This is a genomic window from Mesoflavibacter zeaxanthinifaciens subsp. sabulilitoris (assembly GCF_014191595.1).
GTDB classification, from domain to species: domain Bacteria; phylum Bacteroidota; class Bacteroidia; order Flavobacteriales; family Flavobacteriaceae; genus Mesoflavibacter; species Mesoflavibacter zeaxanthinifaciens.
Map to the genome: position 1 here is coordinate 212581 of NZ_JACHWV010000006.1, position 18403 is coordinate 230983.

Annotated in this window: 16 protein-coding genes; 10 read left to right on the plus strand and 6 right to left on the minus strand. The window is 32.8% G+C overall.

Going from position 1 to position 18403, the window contains the following annotated elements; genetic code table 11:
- Positions 1–10 precede the first annotated feature (10 nt).
- Genes FHS04_RS10665 through FHS04_RS10675 form a run of 3 tightly spaced genes read left to right on the plus strand, consistent with a single transcriptional unit; the run spans position 11 to position 2785 of the window.
- Positions 11–1312: a polysaccharide deacetylase family protein gene (locus tag FHS04_RS10665; RefSeq protein ID WP_106676741.1), complete on the plus strand. Its 1302-nt coding sequence runs from the start codon at positions 11–13 to the stop codon at positions 1310–1312.
- Positions 1302–1988, plus strand: a complete 687-nt coding sequence (locus FHS04_RS10670; RefSeq protein ID WP_106676743.1) for a YjjG family noncanonical pyrimidine nucleotidase — start codon at positions 1302–1304, stop codon at positions 1986–1988. Before FHS04_RS10665 ends, FHS04_RS10670 begins: the two co-directional genes overlap by 11 nt.
- A 2-nt stretch (positions 1989–1990) precedes the next feature.
- A complete protein-coding gene (locus FHS04_RS10675; RefSeq protein WP_106676745.1) occupies positions 1991–2785 on the plus strand; it encodes a hypothetical protein in 795 nt (264 codons plus the stop codon).
- Positions 2786–2928: 143 nt separating this feature from the next.
- Here the strand turns inward: FHS04_RS10675 and FHS04_RS10680 are convergent, their stop codons facing one another.
- The gene (locus tag FHS04_RS10680; RefSeq protein ID WP_106676747.1) at positions 2929–4206 is read right to left on the minus strand and encodes a replication-associated recombination protein A; all 1278 of its coding nucleotides are present in this window, start codon (positions 4204–4206) and stop codon (positions 2929–2931) included.
- Between the two features lie 274 nt (positions 4207–4480).
- On the opposite strand from FHS04_RS10680, the gene FHS04_RS10685 reads away from it, so the two are divergent.
- A complete protein-coding gene (locus FHS04_RS10685; protein ID WP_106676749.1) occupies positions 4481–5230 on the plus strand; it encodes a rhomboid family intramembrane serine protease in 750 nt (249 codons plus the stop codon).
- Here the strand turns inward: FHS04_RS10685 and rlmB are convergent.
- From rlmB to FHS04_RS10710, 5 genes are all read right to left on the minus strand, one after another.
- Positions 5227–5961 carry a 23S rRNA (guanosine(2251)-2'-O)-methyltransferase RlmB gene (rlmB, locus tag FHS04_RS10690; protein ID WP_106676751.1) on the minus strand — a complete coding sequence of 245 codons (735 nt, stop codon included), beginning with the start codon at positions 5959–5961 and terminating at the stop codon, positions 5227–5229. The genes FHS04_RS10685 and rlmB overlap by 4 nt on opposite strands.
- 71 nt (positions 5962–6032) lie before the next feature.
- Positions 6033–6776, minus strand: a complete 744-nt coding sequence (locus FHS04_RS10695) for a DUF1735 domain-containing protein (protein ID WP_106676753.1) — start codon at positions 6774–6776, stop codon at positions 6033–6035.
- A 59-nt stretch (positions 6777–6835) separates the two neighbouring features.
- Complete coding sequence (locus tag FHS04_RS10700) at positions 6836–8371, minus strand: RagB/SusD family nutrient uptake outer membrane protein (protein WP_106676824.1); 1536 nt, start codon at positions 8369–8371, stop codon at positions 6836–6838.
- Between the two features lie 16 nt (positions 8372–8387).
- The gene (locus FHS04_RS10705) at positions 8388–11690 is read right to left on the minus strand and encodes a SusC/RagA family TonB-linked outer membrane protein (protein ID WP_106676755.1); all 3303 of its coding nucleotides are present in this window, start codon (positions 11688–11690) and stop codon (positions 8388–8390) included.
- A 118-nt stretch (positions 11691–11808) separates the two neighbouring features.
- Complete coding sequence (locus tag FHS04_RS10710) at positions 11809–13458, minus strand: ShlB/FhaC/HecB family hemolysin secretion/activation protein (RefSeq protein WP_106676757.1); 1650 nt, start codon at positions 13456–13458, stop codon at positions 11809–11811.
- A gap of 220 nt (positions 13459–13678) precedes the next feature.
- Here FHS04_RS10710 and rpsL point away from each other — a divergent pair, with 220 nt between their 5' ends.
- The 6 genes from rpsL to rplD all read left to right on the plus strand — a co-directional run bounded on the left by rpsL (position 13679) and on the right by rplD (position 18396).
- Positions 13679–14053: a 30S ribosomal protein S12 gene (gene rpsL, locus FHS04_RS10715; protein WP_008269190.1), complete on the plus strand. Its 375-nt coding sequence runs from the start codon at positions 13679–13681 to the stop codon at positions 14051–14053.
- Positions 14054–14075: 22 nt separating this feature from the next.
- The gene (gene rpsG / locus FHS04_RS10720; protein WP_027880215.1) at positions 14076–14552 is read left to right on the plus strand and encodes a 30S ribosomal protein S7; all 477 of its coding nucleotides are present in this window, start codon (positions 14076–14078) and stop codon (positions 14550–14552) included.
- A 6-nt stretch (positions 14553–14558) separates the two neighbouring features.
- Entirely contained in the window at positions 14559–16685 is a 2127-nt protein-coding gene (fusA, locus tag FHS04_RS10725) for an elongation factor G (RefSeq protein ID WP_027880214.1), read from the plus strand.
- Between the two features lie 11 nt (positions 16686–16696).
- The gene (rpsJ, locus tag FHS04_RS10730) at positions 16697–17002 is read left to right on the plus strand and encodes a 30S ribosomal protein S10 (RefSeq protein WP_010181931.1); all 306 of its coding nucleotides are present in this window, start codon (positions 16697–16699) and stop codon (positions 17000–17002) included.
- 147 nt (positions 17003–17149) lie between these two features.
- The gene (rplC, locus tag FHS04_RS10735) at positions 17150–17767 is read left to right on the plus strand and encodes a 50S ribosomal protein L3 (protein WP_027880213.1); all 618 of its coding nucleotides are present in this window, start codon (positions 17150–17152) and stop codon (positions 17765–17767) included.
- Entirely contained in the window at positions 17767–18396 is a 630-nt protein-coding gene (gene rplD / locus FHS04_RS10740) for a 50S ribosomal protein L4 (RefSeq protein ID WP_106676759.1), read from the plus strand. The genes rplC and rplD overlap by 1 nt, the downstream gene beginning before the upstream one ends.
- Positions 18397–18403: the final 7 nt, after the last annotated feature.

An 18403-nucleotide genomic window follows, 5' to 3' on the forward strand; every position in this document is an offset into this window, starting at 1 on the left:
TCAATCGTTAATGTTACTAGTTTACACACACAAAATTACACCACGTGTTAAATACACTTTTAAACAAGTGTGTACTAGAATACTTGGGATTCCTGTAGAATTTACAACAACTATAGAAGATTTTATTGCTCACGATAGCCTTAAAATATCTTATGCAAAACAACCTTTAAGTAACGAGGTTTTTATTAGATCTAACGATTTGTTATTTGAGCAAGGCTTATCAGATATAGACATTAATATTTATGATTGGGAAGAAACTAAATGCTTTTTTCCTGCAGGAGATAAAAGTGCTTTACCCTACGATATTTTTGCTGCAACATTTTATTTAATTAGTAGATATGAAGAGTATTTACCACATGTAAAGGACAATTATGGTCGTTTTCCAGCAGAAGAAAGTTTAGCCTTTAATAATCAGTTTTTAACACAACCAGTAGTAGATATTTGGGCATATAAATTTAAAACCATATTAAAAGAACAATTTCCTAATTATATATTTCCTGATAAAAAATATACAGTAACACCAGTTATAGATGTACCTATAGCTTATAGGTATAAATTGGTAGGAGTAATGCGTACATTTGGCGGGACCTTTAAAGATTTTTTTGCATTTAGATTTAAAGATGTTTATGAGCGTTTTGGCGTATTATTAGGAGCAAGAAAAGACCCGTTTGATACATATAAATACATTGTTAATCGACAAAAAAAACGAAATTTTAAATTTATATTTTTCTTCTTAGTTGGCGATTTTTCTACCTACGATAAAAATATAAATAGTCAAAAACAAAAGTTTAAATCTTTAATAAAACACGTTGCAGATTATTGTAAAGTAGGTATAAAATCTTCATTTTTTGCTCTAAATGACATTGAATTGTTAAAGATTGAAAAGAGTAGAATGGAAGCTATCATTAATACAAATATAGCAGGTTCTAGACATTCTTTTTCTAAAGTAAATTTACCAGAATCTTATCGTAATTTAGTCGAATTAGAAATACCTGAAGATTATACAATGGGCTACGTTAATCATTTAGGCTTTAGAGCAGGAACTTGTACTCCGTTTTTGTTTTATGATTTAGATTACGAGGTGCAAACACCACTAAAAATAGTACCATATCATGCTTTAGATTTTGCATTTTTAAAGTATAATTCGTTATTAGACAAACAAGAAGCTTTAGATAAATTAATTAAACAAGTTAAAGTTGTAAACGGTAATTTTGTACCTGTTTTTCATAATTATACATTTAGTAATATACCACGTTGGCAACATTTTAAAACACTATTTAATACAATTTTAGACTCAGTAGATGAACAATAATATAGAGCATATTTTTTTTGATTTAGATCACACACTTTGGGATTTTGATAAGAACTCGGCATTAACTTTTGATTTTATTTTTAAAAAGAATAATCTACAACTTAATTTACCTGAGTTTTTGAGCGTTTACGAACCGCTAAATTTGCAATATTGGAAGCTTTATAGAGAAGAAAAAGTAAGCAAAGAACATTTAAGATTTTATAGATTAAAAGATACCTTTGATACTTTAAATATAGAATTAGAGGCAGAAGTAATTAATAAACTGTCAGAGGATTATATAGAAAACTTAAGTGATCAAAACCATTTATTTGATGGTACTTTTGAAATTTTAGATTATCTAAAACCAAAATATCAATTACATATTATAACCAATGGATTTGAAGAAGTACAGCATCATAAGATGAAAAAATCAAACATATTTCATTTTTTTGAAACTATAACAAATTCAGAAATGGTTGGTGTAAAAAAGCCAAACCCTAAAATATTTAATCACGCTTTAGATTTAGCCAATGCAACAACTAAAAACAGTATTATGATTGGCGATAATTATGAAGCCGATATTTTAGGCGCATTAAATATTGGTTTGGATGCTATTTGCTTTAATTATCATAATGAAACTATAGCTCCAGATATAAAAATTATCAATCATTTATTAGACTTAAAAAAATATTTATAAAGATGAAATTACATAAAATACTAACCATTTTTACACTTTTATGCTGTACAACATTATTAGCGCAAGACCAATTAAACAACTATAAATATATTGTTGTTCCAAATCAGTTTAAATTTCAAAAAGAAGCAGGACAATACCGTGTTAATGGTTTAACCAAGTTTTTGTTAGAAAAGCAAAATTTTAATGTTTTACTAGAAGATGAAGTCTTACCTATGGATGCAATAAAAAATAACTGTTTAGTTTTAAAAACTACAGCAATAGACGATTCTTCTATGTTTAAAACTAAAATAAAATTTCAGTTTAAAGATTGTCAAGGTAAAGTGGTTTATACCACAGAAGAAGGCGAATCTAGGGAGAAAAAATATATAGTTGCATACAATGAAGCTGTAAGACAAGCTTTTGGTAGTTTGTCAAATTTCACTCATAATTATGAAGTAAAAGAAACTGAAAATGAAGTAGAAGAAGTTATTGTTACTCCATTACCTAAAGTAACAGAAGCACCATTGGTTGAAGAAGTTGATGAAGAAGAAATAGATGAAGAAATTGAAATACGAGTAAAAGAAGGATATAAAAACTCTTCAAATAATGCACTTACCGCCGAAGCATTTGGAGTTATTAATTATAAATTAAAAAATAGTCAAGGTCAAACGGTATACACTATATTATATTCTGGTAAAGAAGACTTTTATATTGTAAAAGGTAAAGATGCTGTTATTTATAAAATGAATGGTAGTTGGGTAATTGCAACCAACGACAATGGTACTTTACAGATTAAATCTATTGATATTAAGTTTTAATGTCATTAATCTTTTAATAGATTAGTACTTAGTTTATTTCGCGTTAGGGATTAAGGTATTGTTGGAGCACATCTTTGATTGCGACTACCGAAAGCCCGACGCACTTTTGTTTAATAGCAAAAGTGGGTAACGCCCAAAACATTTTAATACCCGTATTTATCTTTCCAGCGTTGTTTTAAAAATTCACGTTGCGCGTTTTCTCTAGCATTATTGCCAGGTTGGTATAATGGTGTATTTGCAATTTCTTTGGGTAAAAACTCTTGTGCAGCAAAATTATTAGCGTAATTATGACTGTATTTGTAGTCTTCGCCATAACCAATGTCTTTCATTAGTTTTGTTGGCGCATTACGTATGTTAAGTGGTATACTTAAATCTCCGGTTTGTTTGACTAATTGTTGCGCATTATTTATTGCCATATACGCCGCATTACTTTTTGGCGAACACGCTAAATAAGTAGCACATTGGCTAAGAATAATCCTAGATTCTGGATAACCAATTGTTGATACTGCTTGAAATGTACTATTTGCAATAACCAAAGCAGTTGGATTAGCATTACCAATATCTTCACTAGCTAAAATTAACATACGTCTTGCTATAAATTTTACATCTTCGCCGCCTTCAACCATACGCGCTAAATAATAAACTGCTGCGTTGGGATCACTACCACGTATAGATTTTATGAATGCAGAAATAATATCATAATGCTGCTCGCCAGTTTTATCGTAACGTACGGTGTTACTTTCTACTTTATCCATTACCATTTTATCGGTAACAATAATCTTGTCACTATCTTCTGCGTTAATAATGAGTTCAAAAATATTAAGTAGTTTTCTAGCATCACCACCAGAAAGACGTAATAAAGCGTTGGTTTCTTTAAGCTTTATATTTTTTTTGGATAAAATCTCATCTTTTTCAATTGCACGGTTTAAAAGTGCCTCTAAATCGGTTTTTTCAAACTCTTTTAAAATATAAACCTGACAACGTGACAATAATGCCGAAATAACTTCAAAACTAGGATTTTCTGTAGTAGCGCCAATTAACGTTACCCAACCTTTTTCTACCGCTTGTAGTAAACTATCTTGTTGCGATTTGCTAAAACGATGAATCTCATCAATAAACAAAATTGGGTTTTTAGCCGTAAACAATCCGCCGCTTTCCTTTGCTTTATTAATTACATCTCTAACATCTTTCACTCCAGAAGCAATGGCGCTTAATTGATAAAACGGACGATTAGACATGTTAGCAATGATGTTTGCCAATGTAGTTTTTCCAATTCCTGGTGGTCCCCAAAGTATCATCGATGGGATTAACCCTTGTTGGATGTGTCTAGTTAACGTTCCGTTTTTGCCCACTAAATGTTGCTGACTAATGTAATCATCCAACGTTTGTGGTCTTAATCTTTCGGCTAAAGGCGTATTCATCTTGTAAAATTAAATCAAACTTTTTTAAAACAATAATTACAATCAAACAACTTATCAACTTTGTTATGGAGTGCCTTTTTTTGACAAAAAAATCAAAAAACGTCGGGATTTCGTAAACCGTAATCAAAGATGTGCTCTAACAATTGCTCAACTACGAAGCAATCATGAATACATAAATTAAAAATAAGTATTAATGAATAATCTTTCATGCATTTATTAGCTGACAATTTAACATCACTTCAAAGTTGGTTAACTATTTGCTATATTCACTACAATGAAACAAAAAGAACAATTTAATTACAGTCCAGAAGTATTACTTTATCCGTTAGGATTTGTAATGCTATTGTGGCTAATTTTTGCTATCGAAATTCGTTTTGGTTTCAGTTTAAATAAATTAGGTATTTATCCTCAAAAACTTTCAGGTTTAAAAGGTATTTTATTTAGTCCTTTTATACATGGCGGGATTAGTCATTTGTACCATAATTCAATACCGTTATTTATTCTTTCAGCAGCTTTATTCTATTTTTACAGACCGATAGCATTTAAAGTTTTAGGATACGGTATATTACTTTCGGGTTTTTTAACATGGTGTATTGGACGACCATCTTATCACATTGGAGCTAGCGGATTAATATATGTTTTAGCTAGTTTTATTTTTTTTAAAGGTGTTTTTGCAAAACATTATAGGTTGGTAGCTTTATCTATGCTGGTTGTCTTTCTTTACGGAAGTATGGTTTGGGATGTTTTACCATTAAAAGAAGGTGTTTCTTGGGAAGGACATCTATCAGGTTTAATAACAGGTTTGTTTTTTGCTTTAGTTTTTAGAAAGCAAATAGCAAAACCAAAGCGATATGTTTGGGAACAACCAAATTATAACGAAGAAGAAGATGAGTTTTTAAAACACTTTGATGAAAATGGTAATTTTATTGAAACTAAAGAAGAAGATATTGAGGTAGAAGAGAAGTCTTCAGCTCAAAATTCAATACAAATAAAATATACTTTTAAAGAAAATAAAGACGATTAACGTCTTTGTCTTACAGCTTCATATAAAAATGCACCACAAGCAACAGAAACGTTTAAAGATTCTATGTCACCAAGTAAGGGTAGTTTAGCTTTATAATCCGCAACTTTAATAACAGATGGATTAATGCCTCTTCCTTCAGATCCCATAATAATGGCACAAGCACCTTTAAAGTCGACATCGTAAAGAGTATCTTCTGTTTTTTCGGTAGCAGCAATGACTTTAACACCAGATGCTTGTAAAAAAAACACAGCATCTTTAATGTGTGATACTCTACAAATAGGTACTTTAAATACAGCACCAGCACTTGTTTTAATAGTATCTCCGTTAACAGGAGCAGCACCTTTAGATTGAATAATGATTCCGTTTACACCAGTACATTCTGCAGTTCTGATTATAGCACCAAAATTACGCACATCACTTAATTGATCTAGTAGCAAATAGAGTGGAGTAGAAGTTTTTTCTAAAACTTGTTCATGCAACTCTTCAATATCATAAAACTTAATAGGAGATATTTGTGCAACTGCACCTTGGTGATTATTTTGTGTTAATCTATTTAGTTTTTCAATAGGGACATAAGAAGCGTTAATTCTATTATGATTTATTAAAGACTCTAACTCTTTAAATAAATCGCCTTTTAATCCCTTTTGTAAAAAGACTTTATCAATGTTTTTATTGGCATTTATAGCTTCTATAATAGCTCTTAAGCCAAAAATTTGTGTTGTTTTTTGCATGGTGTAAAGGTATAAAAAAAACAGCCTGATTTCTCAGGCTGTTTTTTGTTTTTTATTCTTAAATGATTGTCTTATAAAGAAAAATCAAAATCAAAACCGGCACCATAGTCTCCATCAGAGTAGTATAGTGTTGATTTGTTTCCATCTAGTAAATAAATTTCTCCAGCACCATCACCATATTGATCAAAAACTTGAAGTCTATAGTCTCCATCGCTTAAACAAATAGGTAAGTTAGTAAATCCTGTTCTGCCAGCATAACCACCAAAAGCAGGAGAAGAATTGTTTGAAGCAACAATAACACCAGCATTAAGGTCTACAATCCTCCAGTAAACTTCTTCTGGGTAATCGTCAAAAACAGTGTAATAGAATAATCTGTTTTCTAGACACTCTCTAAAAACGTTAATAGTAGCAGGCTCACCAATTGATGATCCGTCTCCATTAGGTTCTGTAACGTTTAATACTAAAGTTACAGGCTCACCATCTAATCCAGCATAATCATTAATAGAAACAGCTAAGTCTCCTTTATTAGATCCCGCAGGTATAGTAACAGTTGAAGGTACTGTAATATAAGTTTGGTCTATTGTAGATGCAGACATAACTTCAACATTATATGTCCTGTCATTACCAGCTACGTTTGATGAATAAAGTGATACATTTTGAGTACTAGAACCGCTAATTTCAACTTCTAAATCTATAGCTTGTCCTGAGAAAGCTACATAGTTTGTTCCTGGTGCTTCAACTTCTTCTTTTTCACAACTTGAAAAAAAGAATGCTGCCCCAATAGCTAAACATGTAAATAATCTTAATTTTTTCATGATTTGTATTTTTATAACACACTTCTATGAAATATAGATCATAGAAGTGTGAAATTATATTATTGATTTTGGTTACTTAAAAATGGATTGTTCTGAATTTCATCTTGTGGAATTTCGAACTGCATTCTTTCGTCATTATAAGGAATTGGTTGTCCAACAAAAGATAAGTGGTTAGAACCTCTAGTTACAGTAGCTTTGTTACGCTTCATAGCTAAATAACTCTTACCCTCACCCCATAACTCGATACGAGTTTGTAAATAAATTTCATCTATTAGTGCTTGACCTGTTAAAGTATCTACATAAGCAGAACTAGGTACTCTTAAATCTAATAAAGCTTTTAAGCTTATTCTAGCAGCAGCTTCGTTAGGTATTCTAGCGTTAGCCTCAGCATTTAATAGGTAAGCTTCTTCAATTCTCATGTAAACGTAATCTGCTGTTACTACTTCGGAGTCACCACCAATAGTACCAGAAGCTGCAAACTTTAATAAAGGTTGTAAGTGTCTTCCGTTTGCTGGGTCGTTTAAGAATTGACCTTTACGTGCATCATTTGCAGGGATTGCAGCGTATAAATTTGCATCTATAGCTTTGTAATCTCCAGCCCATGCATAGCTATATGAGAAGGCATCAACTTGTCCCCACCAAGATACTAAACCTAAACCATTGTTTTCTGTAATGTCAATTCCCCACATCCAGTTGTTTGTGAAGTTAACGTCATTAAATGTATTACTTGTACCATCTGCAGGAACTACAGTTACTTGAGCAGGCTGTAACATTGTGTGATTTGTAGTTGTGATAACATCATTTGTTAAGTCAGCTACGTCTTGCCATCTTCCACCTTTTGCTCCTAAAACGTAAGCGTAAATCATTCTAGCTACGTTTTGGTCAACTTGGTTTTTAGATGCTCTGTTAAAACCATCTAAAAGAGAAATAGCATCTGTTAAATCTGCTTCCATTTGATTATAAACTTCCTCTGCTGTAGATTTTGGTTTATTTTCAGTATCAGGTTCAATATGAAGAGGTAAAATAGCTTCGTTTGGTACATACTCTTTTTGAAAATATTGCGTTAAGTAGAAATAAGAATGAGCTCTTAACGCTTTGGCTTGACCCATTGCATATTTGTTTTCATCTATCTCAGGTACTGCGTCATTACCTCCTAAAGAAGCAATTACGTTGTTTGCAGATCTTACAATTCTATAGTAATATCTCCATACCATTCTGTTACGACCTCTTGTGAAATCTTGAGGCGCTTGGAATTCAGTAATATCTGCTCTATACCATCCATATGTACTTACACTAAGTGCCATATCACCACAAAGCATATCACCATAAATATCATAACCTTTTTGACCAAAGTCATCATGGTTAAGATCGGTTCCTCCTGACCCAGCTTGAATCATTTGAGCGTAAATACCATTTACGAATGCTGCAGGTATATTTGTGTTTGTTAATGTAGCCTGTTCTGCATCAGCAGAAGTAAAAGATGCTGTTGGTTGGCTTTCACCAGCAACACCTGTGTTGTCTAAGAACTCTTCACTACAGCTGAAAGACATAGCAATCACTGCTATAGCTAAAGTTTGTTTAAATAAATTTTTCATAATTTCTTTTTTTTGTTTAAAATTTAATTCTTGCACCAAAAGTAATAGTTGTTGCAGGTGCATAAATTTGTCTTCCTGAGTTTCCGTTTTCTCTAATAGATGGATTAAATCCTTCTCTCTTAGTCTTAATCATTAAGTTATCTCCAGAAACCCAAAGGTTTAATGCATCAATACCTGATTTTGATATTAATTTGTTAGGTACAGTATATCCTATTCTAGCATTGTTAAGTGCTATGTAGTCAGTACTGATGATAAATCTAGATGATGTAGAAGTACCGTTAACTACAGCATTGTCAGATAATAAAGGCACATCAGTTATATCTCCTGGTTGTTGCCATCTATTAAGGATATCTGTGTGGTAGTTGTTACCAGCTGCACCAAAACGATCACTCATTAATTCAGCATATTGAGAGTCATAAGCATAACCACCTAAGCTATAAGTGAATTGTGCAGAGAAATCAAAGTTTTTGAAAGCACCAGATAATCTAAATGCACCTCTTAAATCAGGTATAAAAGACTTGTCTAAGTATACTTCTGTTGCATTAGCGTATGTTTTAGTAACTGTTCTTTTGATGTTAGCATTACCTACTTTTTGTTTATATTCAAAAAGAGATCCTGTACCATTTAAAGATTCTTCAGTACCATTTCCTATGTAAAAGTTGTCAGTTGATGTAGGTTCACCTGCATCTAAGACACCATTGTTATTTAAATCATCATAGTATTGGTACCACAATGGAGAACCATCACCAGGGTCAACTCCTGCCCATTCTCTCATGTAAAAGTCATAAATAGAACTTCCTTTAGACCAAGCATATAAACCTTGAACATCAAGAATTTTTTCTTGACCAGTAGATACATCTATTGGCATTTTCTTAAATTCATTACTGATGATTTCTCCGTTAGCAGAAATATCTAACTGGAAATCTTTGTTTTTGATTATATGAGCAGTTACATCAAATTCTAGACCACTGTTTGAAATTTCTCCATCATTAACTAAGATAGAAGCAAACCCGATAGAAGGGCCTCTTCTTTGAGGGAAAAATAAGTTATCTGTATACTTATTATAATAATCTATATTAACATCTAAGAATCTAGATCTACCAATTGTAGATTCTATTCCAAACTGAGTCATTTTAGAGGTTTCCCAAGTTAAATCAGGATTACCTGGTCTAGTTTCTGGTAATGAAATTGCACCACCAATAAATTCTCTACTGTAGATTGTATAACCTGATACGTTAGAAACACCATCTTGGTCACCAGTAATACCGTAAGAACCTTTAAGCTTTAAGTAAGATATGTAACTGTCTGCCATAAAGTCTTCAGCACTCATTACCCATGCTCCACCAATAGAACCGAATACACCCCATTTGTCATTTACAAATCGAGAAGATCCATCAGTTCTTAAAGAACCAGTTAAATAGTATTTACCATTGTAGTTATAGTTAACTTGACCAAAGTAAGATTCGATTGCCGAACCAGTTGTAGTACCAATTGCAGGAGAAGTACTTTCTGCATAGTTAGACAGATTGTAGATGCCTGGTTGGAATACATTTTGCTTAAATTGTTGAGATACATCAGATCTTTGCTCGTTAGATTCGTGTGCTACTAAAGCTTCTATAGAGTGATTTCCAAAAGTCTTGTTATATCTTAATAACTGTAAGAAACTCGTATTCCAAAGTTGAGAGTCAGTAACCGTTAACGTACCGTTAGAGTTAGCTGCTATCGTATAATTGTTATTACCTACGTTGTAGAATCTTTGGAATCTGTACTGAGCACCATATCTAATTTCAGCTTTTAAATCTTTAGTTATGTTTATATCAGTAGTAAAGTTTCCATTTAAGGAGTGGTTATCACCTCCGTTAAAATCTAAGATAGCAGAACCTACAGGGTTTAGTAAGTTTGCGTTTGGACGAGCTCTATCAAAACCGTTAGCTAAAGCTGTAGGAGAACCAAAGTCAAATTGAGCACCTCCATAAATTGGATCTGGAATTAATTCTCCAGTACCAGGGAATCTTGCATAAACAGGATATATTGGTGCCATTTTATCAGCAAATTCAAAGATGTTCTCTGATCCATCTGTTTGACCATTGTTAGTGCTTTCAGAGTATGCGTAGTTTACATTTGCCCCTACTTTTAACCAATCTTTGATATCTGTACTTAAATTAATTAAACCTGTATATCTTTTGTAATCAGAATTTATGATATAACCTTCGTCATTAAGGTATCCTAAAGATACATAGTACCTTGATTTGTCGCTTCCACCACCCATTCTAAGGTTAGCTTCAGTTCTAATACCAGTACCAAACGATTCGTCTGCGTAAGATTCTGGAGTAAATAATCTGTTTACACCAGGTCTAACTGAACGTGTCACAGGGTCAATTAATTCTGCTCCTGTAGCAACATCCCACATGTTGTAACCAGCCCCGATACCATTATTTCCTAATAAGCGGTTGTTTGCAAATCCAACTGGATCTGGGTTACCATCTACAACACCTCTATTGTATAGTCCTTCCCATACAAGACCAACGTATTGTTCTGGAGAATCGATTACATCGTATCTAGGTATAATTTGGTTATTGATACCTGTTTTTAAGTCAACTTCAATATAAGATTTATCAGTAGAAGTTCCGCTTTTGGTAGTAATAATTACAACACCATTAGCACCTCTAGAACCGTAGATTGCAGTTGCTGTAGCATCTTTTAAAACCGTAGTACTTTTAATATCAGAAGGGTTTATAGTGTTAAGAGCAAAAGTACCTTGTAAAGGAACTCCGTCTACAACATATAAAGGCGCTCTGTTTCCGTTAGGAGAACCAAAACCTCTAATTCTTATTGTACCAACAGTACCTGGCTGACCAGATGTGTTAATTACGTTAACACCAGCTACCTCACCAGTTAAAGCTTGAGTTACATTGGCAAAGTTTTTTGCTTCTAAAACTTCACTTTTTACAACTTTAGCTGTACCAGTGTTTGCTCTTTCTGTTGTAGTACCGTAACCAACTACGATAACTTCATCAAGAGTATTGTCTGGCTCAAGAGTAACATCAATTTTGTTACTAGCTCCAACAGTTACTTCTTTGGTGCTATATCCAACATAACTGTATGTTAACACATCACCTGTACTTGTGCTGATAGAGTAATTACCATCAAAATCTGTTGTAGTTCCGTTAGATGTTCCTTTCACAGCTACTGTTGCCGATGGTAACGGTAAGCCATTTTCGTCAGAAACAACTCCTGAAACTGTTTTTTCTTGTGCAAAAGATAGTTGCACAACAAACGCTAGGAATAGCGTTAAAATTCCACTAAACTTTGTTTTCATTTTATAATTTATTTGAATTAGTCTACGCCAAAAATCATAATAAAAACTTAATTAAACAATAATTATGGGTTAAAATTTTGATTTTTTTATAAATATTTCCTAAAATCTTAATATTCGATTAGAATATTGCGGATAATTTAAGGTGTATCTTCGAATTATTTAATTTGAATGGTAATTCTTCATTTTTACCATTTGCATATACAAAACTTAATATTCCTGATTTAGTTAATATTCCAAAACCAAAACCAAATCCGTACAGGTTTTGATTTTGGTTTATAGTTTCGTTTTTAAATGTAGCTATATCAACAACGCTGTTAATATAAATGTTTGAGCTTAGATTATATCTGTATTCAGTATTTAAAAGGTAGTAATTAGAGGCAATTATACTATTTTCAGAAAACCCTCTTATTGAGTTTATACCTCCAAACCGATATAATTCATTTTCTAAATAATTGCTAGAGGATAAAATTTCAGCTTTCCCTCTTAGATAGAAACTGTTTCTTTCATTTAAATTAAAAATATGATTGGCGTCAATGCTTATTTTGTTCTGTTTTGTTTTATTGTTGTTGTCCCTAAACCCAGTTCCGTAAATTAATGTAATATCAGTTTTGATTGGGAATAGGGCATTACTTTGTCTTTTTAGATATTGATAACCAAAATTGGTAAATGTAGCGTTGTAGTTATCAATCAACGAATTATTAATCGTATTGTTAGAGGATAAGTTTGTGGAGTTGCTAGATTCTATGCCTCCAAAAAATAAATTCTCGCTATTAAGCTGGAATGTGATATTCGCTTTTTGGGTTGTGTTTGAAAAGGTTGAATCTACTCTAACTATTTTTAATGCTGTATTTAAGCCAATTGGAGAATTGAATAAGTAGGGTAGGTTGGCTTCAATGTTAAAATTTGTTTGATCAGATTCATCGCTTTTATAATTGATTAATAAGCTTTCTCCGTAATTAAGGTTATTGGTTAGTTTGATGTCTAAGTAGCCATTAAATTTAATTTTATTTGTCTCTTCATTAGTTGTAAAACCGATAAAACCATCAAAAGCGTTGCTTTTAATTTTTTCTATATAAAGATAGAGTTGTGTTGAGTCTTTGCTAAATAAAATTTCTGGTTTTTTAATTTGTTTAGCGAAACTAAGGTTGTTTAAAGCTTTTGTTTTTTTCTTTATTTCAGTTATACTAAAGTTGGTATTCTGTTTTAATTTTAAGTAATGTTTTAAATATGACTTAGGGAAACTCTCATACCCTTTAACTATTATTTTATTAAGTTTTCTTTTCGAACCTTCAATGTTTATTTTTAAATCTGCTCTTAAACTGTTTTGATTTATGTTTGAAATATTTGAAAGTTTGATTGATAAAAAAGGGTAACCATCAGAAGATAATTTTTCAGTTAGATTTTCTAAGGTTTTTTCTAAATTTTTGTACTTTATAATAAGAGTGTCATTTGAGATTTTTTCTTTTAAACTCTTTTTAAGCTTTTCATTAAAAATGTTATTAGTGTATATGTGAATGGTTTCAATTTTACTTTTAAGATGAAATTTTGCAATAAATAAGTTTTTAGAAATTGAATCCAAGCTAATTAGTTCTGTGTTGATATAGCCATCATTGATAATATTGGTTCTAACTTTTTTTATTTCTTTTTCTATCGATGTAATATCAGTATGTTGAATGTTGTATCCAATCTTATTGATAATTGAGGTCTCTGTACTATCAACACCAATAATATTAAGTTTCTTGTCTTGTGAATAGCTTTGTGAAATCACAAGAGAAAATATGTAGAGAAAAATAAGTTTTAAACGCAAATTATTATGATGTTTTATTTGGTGAGTAAAATTAACCTAAAAAGTTAATCATTTATAACTGAATTTTATAAAAAAGTAAATTCTATTGAAAATTAATGGTTTAAGATTTGAATTATTGATTTTAATTTCTACCTTTGCAGCCCTCTAAGAAGAGGTAACGAAAAAATTATATATAAATTATATGCCAACAATTTCACAATTAGTACGAAAAGGAAGAGCCAAAATAACCAAGAAGAGTAAATCGGCTGCTTTAGATTCGTGTCCTCAAAGACGTGGTGTATGTACTCGTGTTTATACAACGACACCAAAAAAACCTAACTCAGCAATGCGTAAGGTGGCAAGGGTTCGTTTAACAAACGGAAACGAGGTTAATGCATATATCGGTGGTGAAGGTCACAATTTACAAGAGCACTCGATAGTATTGGTTAGAGGTGGAAGGGTAAAAGATTTACCAGGAGTTAGATATCACATCGTTCGTGGTGCTTTAGACACAGCAGGTGTTGCAGGTAGAACACAACGTAGATCTAAGTATGGTGCAAAACGCCCTAAGAAGTAATTTAAAACTTTAAGAAGAAGACATGAGAAAAAGACAAGCGAAAAAAAGACCTCTTTTACCGGATCCTCGTTTTAATGATCAGTTAGTAACTAGATTTGTTAATATGATGATGTGGGACGGGAAAAAGTCTGTTGCTTTTAAGGTGTTTTATGATGCAATAGATATCGTAGACTCAAAAAAGACAGATGAAGAAAAAACAGCTTTAGAGATTTGGAAAGATGCTTTATCTAACGTTATGCCTCACGTAGAAGTACGTAGTCGTCGTGTAGGAGGAGCAACATTTCAAATTCCTAATCCAATACGTGCAGATCGTAAAGTATCAACTGCAATGAAGTGGTTAATAAGCTACGCACGTAAAAGAAATGAAAAATCTATGGCTTTAAAACTAGCTTCAGAAATTTTAGCAGCTGCTAAAGAAGAAGGAGCAGCGGTTAAGAAGCGTATAGATACGCACAAAATGGCAGAAGCAAACAAAGCATTCTCTCACTTTAGATTTTAATAAGAAATGGCAAGAGATTTAAAATATACAAGAAACATAGGAATTGCAGCTCATATTGATGCAGGTAAAACTACAACAACAGAGCGTATTCTTTATTATACAGGAGTTTCTCATAAGATAGGAGAGGTACATGATGGTGCTGCTACTATGGACTGGATGGAGCAAGAGCAAGAAAGAGGTATTACAATTACTTCAGCTGCTACAACTTGTACGTGGAAGTTTCCAATGGAAAACGCACAACCATTACCAGAAACTAAAGATTATCACTTTAACATCATTGATACTCCTGGTCACGTTGATTTTACAGTAGAGGTAAACCGTTCTTTACGTGTATTAGACGGTTTAGTATTCTTATTTAGTGCAGTAGATGGTGTTGAGCCACAATCTGAAACTAACTGGAGACTTGCTGATAATTATAAAGTACCACGTATCGGATTTGTTAACAAAATGGACCGTCAAGGATCTAATTTCTTAGCGGTATGTCAGCAAGTAAAAGATATGTTAAAGTCTAACGCTGTGCCAATCGTTTTAAATATTGGTGATGAGGCAGACTTTAAAGGTATCATAGACTTAGTAAAAAACAGAGCTATCGTATGGCATGACGAAACTCAAGGGGCTACTTTTGATGTTATCGATATTCCAGAAGATATGAAAGAAGAAGCGCGTAAGTACCGTGCACTTTTAATTGAAGAAGTTGCAACTTACGACGAGAATTTATTAGAGAAATTCATGGAAGATGAAGATTCTATTACAGAAGAAGAAGTGCATGCTGCGCTTAGAGCTGCTGTAATGGATATGGCTATTATACCAATGGTATGTGGTTCTTCTTTCAAAAATAAAGGTGTGCAGTTTTTATTAGATGCTGTATGTCGTTATTTACCTTCTCCATTAGATAGAGATAATATTGTAGGAACAGATCCTAATACAGGAGATTCTGTTGTTCGTAAGCCAGATGCTAAAGATCCATTTTCAGCTTTAGCGTTTAAGATTGCTACAGATCCGTTCGTAGGACGTTTAGCATTCTTCCGTGCTTATTCTGGACGTTTAGATGCAGGTTCTTATGTATTAAACAATCGTTCAGGTAAAAAAGAACGTATCTCTCGTATTTACCAAATGCACTCTAATAAACAAAATGCAATCGATTTTATCGAAGCAGGAGATATTGGAGCAGCTGTAGGTTTTAAAGATATTAAAACAGGAGATACTTTATCTTCAGAAAATGCACCAATCGTTTTAGAATCTATGGAATTCCCAGATCCAGTAATCGGTATCGCGGTAGAACCAAAGACTAAAGCAGATGTTGATAAATTAGGTATGGCTTTAGCTAAATTAGCTGAAGAAGATCCAACATTTACAGCAAGAACTGATGAAGCTTCAGGTCAAACAATTATATCAGGAATGGGTGAGCTTCACTTAGATATTATTGTGGATCGTTTAAAGCGTGAATTTAAAGTTGAAGTAAGTCAAGGTCAACCTCAAGTAGAGTACAAAGAAGCAGTTACACAACGTGCAGAGCACAGAGAAGTTTATAAAAAACAATCTGGTGGACGTGGTAAATTCGCAGACATTGTATTTACATTAGAGCCAGCTGAAGAAGGAAAAGATGGTTTAGAATTTGTCTCTGAAATTAAAGGAGGTAACGTACCAAAAGAATTTGTTCCTTCAGTAGAAAAAGGATTTAAAGAGGCTATGAAAAATGGTCCATTAGCAGGATACGAAGTAGACGCTATGAAAGTGACTTTAACAGATGGATCTTACCACGATGTGGATTCTGATCAGTTATCGTTCGAATTAGCTGCTAAATTAGGTTTCAAAGCTGCTGCAAAAGCTGCAAAAGCTGTAATAATGGAACCAATAATGAAGTTAGAAGTTATCACTCCAGAAGAAAATATGGGTGATATCGTAGGAGACTTAAACCGTCGTAGAGGACAAGTTAGTGATATGGGTGACAGAGCAGGAGCTAAAACAGTAAAAGCAACTGTACCATTATCAGAAATGTTTGGATATGTAACTACATTAAGAACATTATCTTCAGGACGTGCAACTTCTACAATGGAATTTTCTCATTATGCAGAAACTCCATCTAACATTTCAGAAGAAGTAATAAAAGCTGCTAAAGGCGCTGAATCGTAAATCTTAAGAAAATGAGTCAAAAAATCAGAATAAAATTAAAGTCTTACGATCACAATTTAGTAGACAAGTCTGCTGAAAAGATTGTAAAAACAGTAAAAAGTACTGGTGCTGTAGTAACTGGACCAATTCCATTACCAACACACAAAAAGATTTTCACTGTATTACGTTCACCACACGTAAATAAGAAGTCAAGAGAACAATTTCAATTAAGCTCTTACAAGAGATTATTAGATATTTACTCTTCATCTTCTAAGACAATTGATGCTTTAATGAAGCTTGAATTACCAAGTGGAGTTGAAGTTGAAATTAAGGTGTAAGTAAGATTAAAATTCGTTTAAGGAATTTAAACGAAACATGTCCGGAGCTGCGAGCGAAGGAAAAACGGTAAAAAATACAATTCAAGGCTGAAACGTATTTTTCAGCCTTGAATTTTAATAAATAAATTAATAATTAAATAAATAAATATGTCTGGGTTAATTGGAAAAAAGATCGGTATGACCAGCATCTTTGATGAAAATGGAAAAAACATTCCATGTACAGTAATCGAAGCTGGACCATGTATCGTTACCCAAGTCAGAACTGAAGAAGTTGATGGCTACAATGCTGTACAATTAGGTTTCGATGACGCGACAGAAAAAAGTGCTACAAAAGCAGACTTAGGTCACGCTAAAAAAGCAGGTACTTCTGTAAAACGCAAACTTGTCGAATTTAAAGGTTTTGAGGAGGAGTACAAATTAGGTGATGCAATCACTGTAGATCACTTCGCAGAAGGTGAGTTTGTTGATGTTTCAGGAACATCAAAAGGAAAAGGATTTCAAGGAGTTGTTAAACGTCATGGTTTTGGCGGAGTAGGACAAGCTACTCATGGTCAACATAACCGTTTAAGAGCACCAGGATCTATTGGTGCTGCATCTTATCCTGCAAGAGTATTCAAAGGAATGCGTATGGCAGGTCGTATGGGTGGAGACTCAATTAAAGTTGAAAATTTAAGAGTTTTAAAAGTAGTTCCAGAAAAGAACTTACTTGTTGTTAAAGGTTGTGTACCTGGACACAAAAACGCTTATGTAATTATCAGAAAGTAATGAAAGTAGCAGTTTTAGATATAAACGGAAAAGAAACAGGAAGAAAGGCAGACCTTTCTGATGGTGTTTTTGCTATAGAGCCTAACAATCATGCTGTATATTTAGATGTAAAGCAATACCTAGCAAATCAAAGACAAGGTACGCACAAGTCTAAAGAAAGAGCAGAAATTGCAGGAAGTACTCGTAAAATTAAAAAGCAAAAGGGTACTGGTACTGCCAGAGCTGGTAGTATCAAATCAGGAGTGTTTAAAGGAGGAGGACGTATGTTCGGACCAAGACCAAGAAACTACTCTTTTAAATTGAATAAAAACTTAAAGCGTTTAGCGCGTAAGTCTGCATTAAGTATCAAGGCAAACGAGAAATCAATTATAGTTTTAGAAGACTTTAATTTTGACACTCCAAAGACTAAAAACTTTACAGCAATCTTAAACGCATTAAACCTACAAGACAAAAAATCATTGTTTGTCTTGGGTGCGTCAAATAATAATGTATATTTGTCGTCACGTAATTTAAAAGGGTCTGAAGTTGTAACTACTTCAGAGTTAAACACTTATAAAATACTAAATGCAAATCAAGTTATCCTTTTAGAGGGTTCTTTAGAAGGAATTGAGTCGAACTTAAGTAAATAAGAAACAA

Coding starts and splice junctions, on each gene's coding strand:
- FHS04_RS10665 (WP_106676741.1), top strand. CDS start 11: ATGTTACTAGTTTACACACACAAAATTACACCACGTGTTAAATACACT.
- FHS04_RS10670 (WP_106676743.1), top strand. CDS start 1,302: ATGAACAATAATATAGAGCATATTTTTTTTGATTTAGATCACACACTT.
- FHS04_RS10675 (WP_106676745.1), top strand. CDS start 1,991: ATGAAATTACATAAAATACTAACCATTTTTACACTTTTATGCTGTACA.
- FHS04_RS10680 (WP_106676747.1), bottom strand. CDS start 4,206: ATGAATACGCCTTTAGCCGAAAGATTAAGACCACAAACGTTGGATGAT.
- FHS04_RS10685 (WP_106676749.1), top strand. CDS start 4,481: ATGAAACAAAAAGAACAATTTAATTACAGTCCAGAAGTATTACTTTAT.
- rlmB (WP_106676751.1), bottom strand. CDS start 5,961: ATGCAAAAAACAACACAAATTTTTGGCTTAAGAGCTATTATAGAAGCT.
- FHS04_RS10695 (WP_106676753.1), bottom strand. CDS start 6,776: ATGAAAAAATTAAGATTATTTACATGTTTAGCTATTGGGGCAGCATTC.
- FHS04_RS10700 (WP_106676824.1), bottom strand. CDS start 8,371: ATGAAAAATTTATTTAAACAAACTTTAGCTATAGCAGTGATTGCTATG.
- FHS04_RS10705 (WP_106676755.1), bottom strand. CDS start 11,690: ATGAAAACAAAGTTTAGTGGAATTTTAACGCTATTCCTAGCGTTTGTT.
- rpsL (WP_008269190.1), top strand. CDS start 13,679: ATGCCAACAATTTCACAATTAGTACGAAAAGGAAGAGCCAAAATAACC.
- rpsG (WP_027880215.1), top strand. CDS start 14,076: ATGAGAAAAAGACAAGCGAAAAAAAGACCTCTTTTACCGGATCCTCGT.
- fusA (WP_027880214.1), top strand. CDS start 14,559: ATGGCAAGAGATTTAAAATATACAAGAAACATAGGAATTGCAGCTCAT.
- rpsJ (WP_010181931.1), top strand. CDS start 16,697: ATGAGTCAAAAAATCAGAATAAAATTAAAGTCTTACGATCACAATTTA.
- rplC (WP_027880213.1), top strand. CDS start 17,150: ATGTCTGGGTTAATTGGAAAAAAGATCGGTATGACCAGCATCTTTGAT.
- rplD (WP_106676759.1), top strand. CDS start 17,767: ATGAAAGTAGCAGTTTTAGATATAAACGGAAAAGAAACAGGAAGAAAG.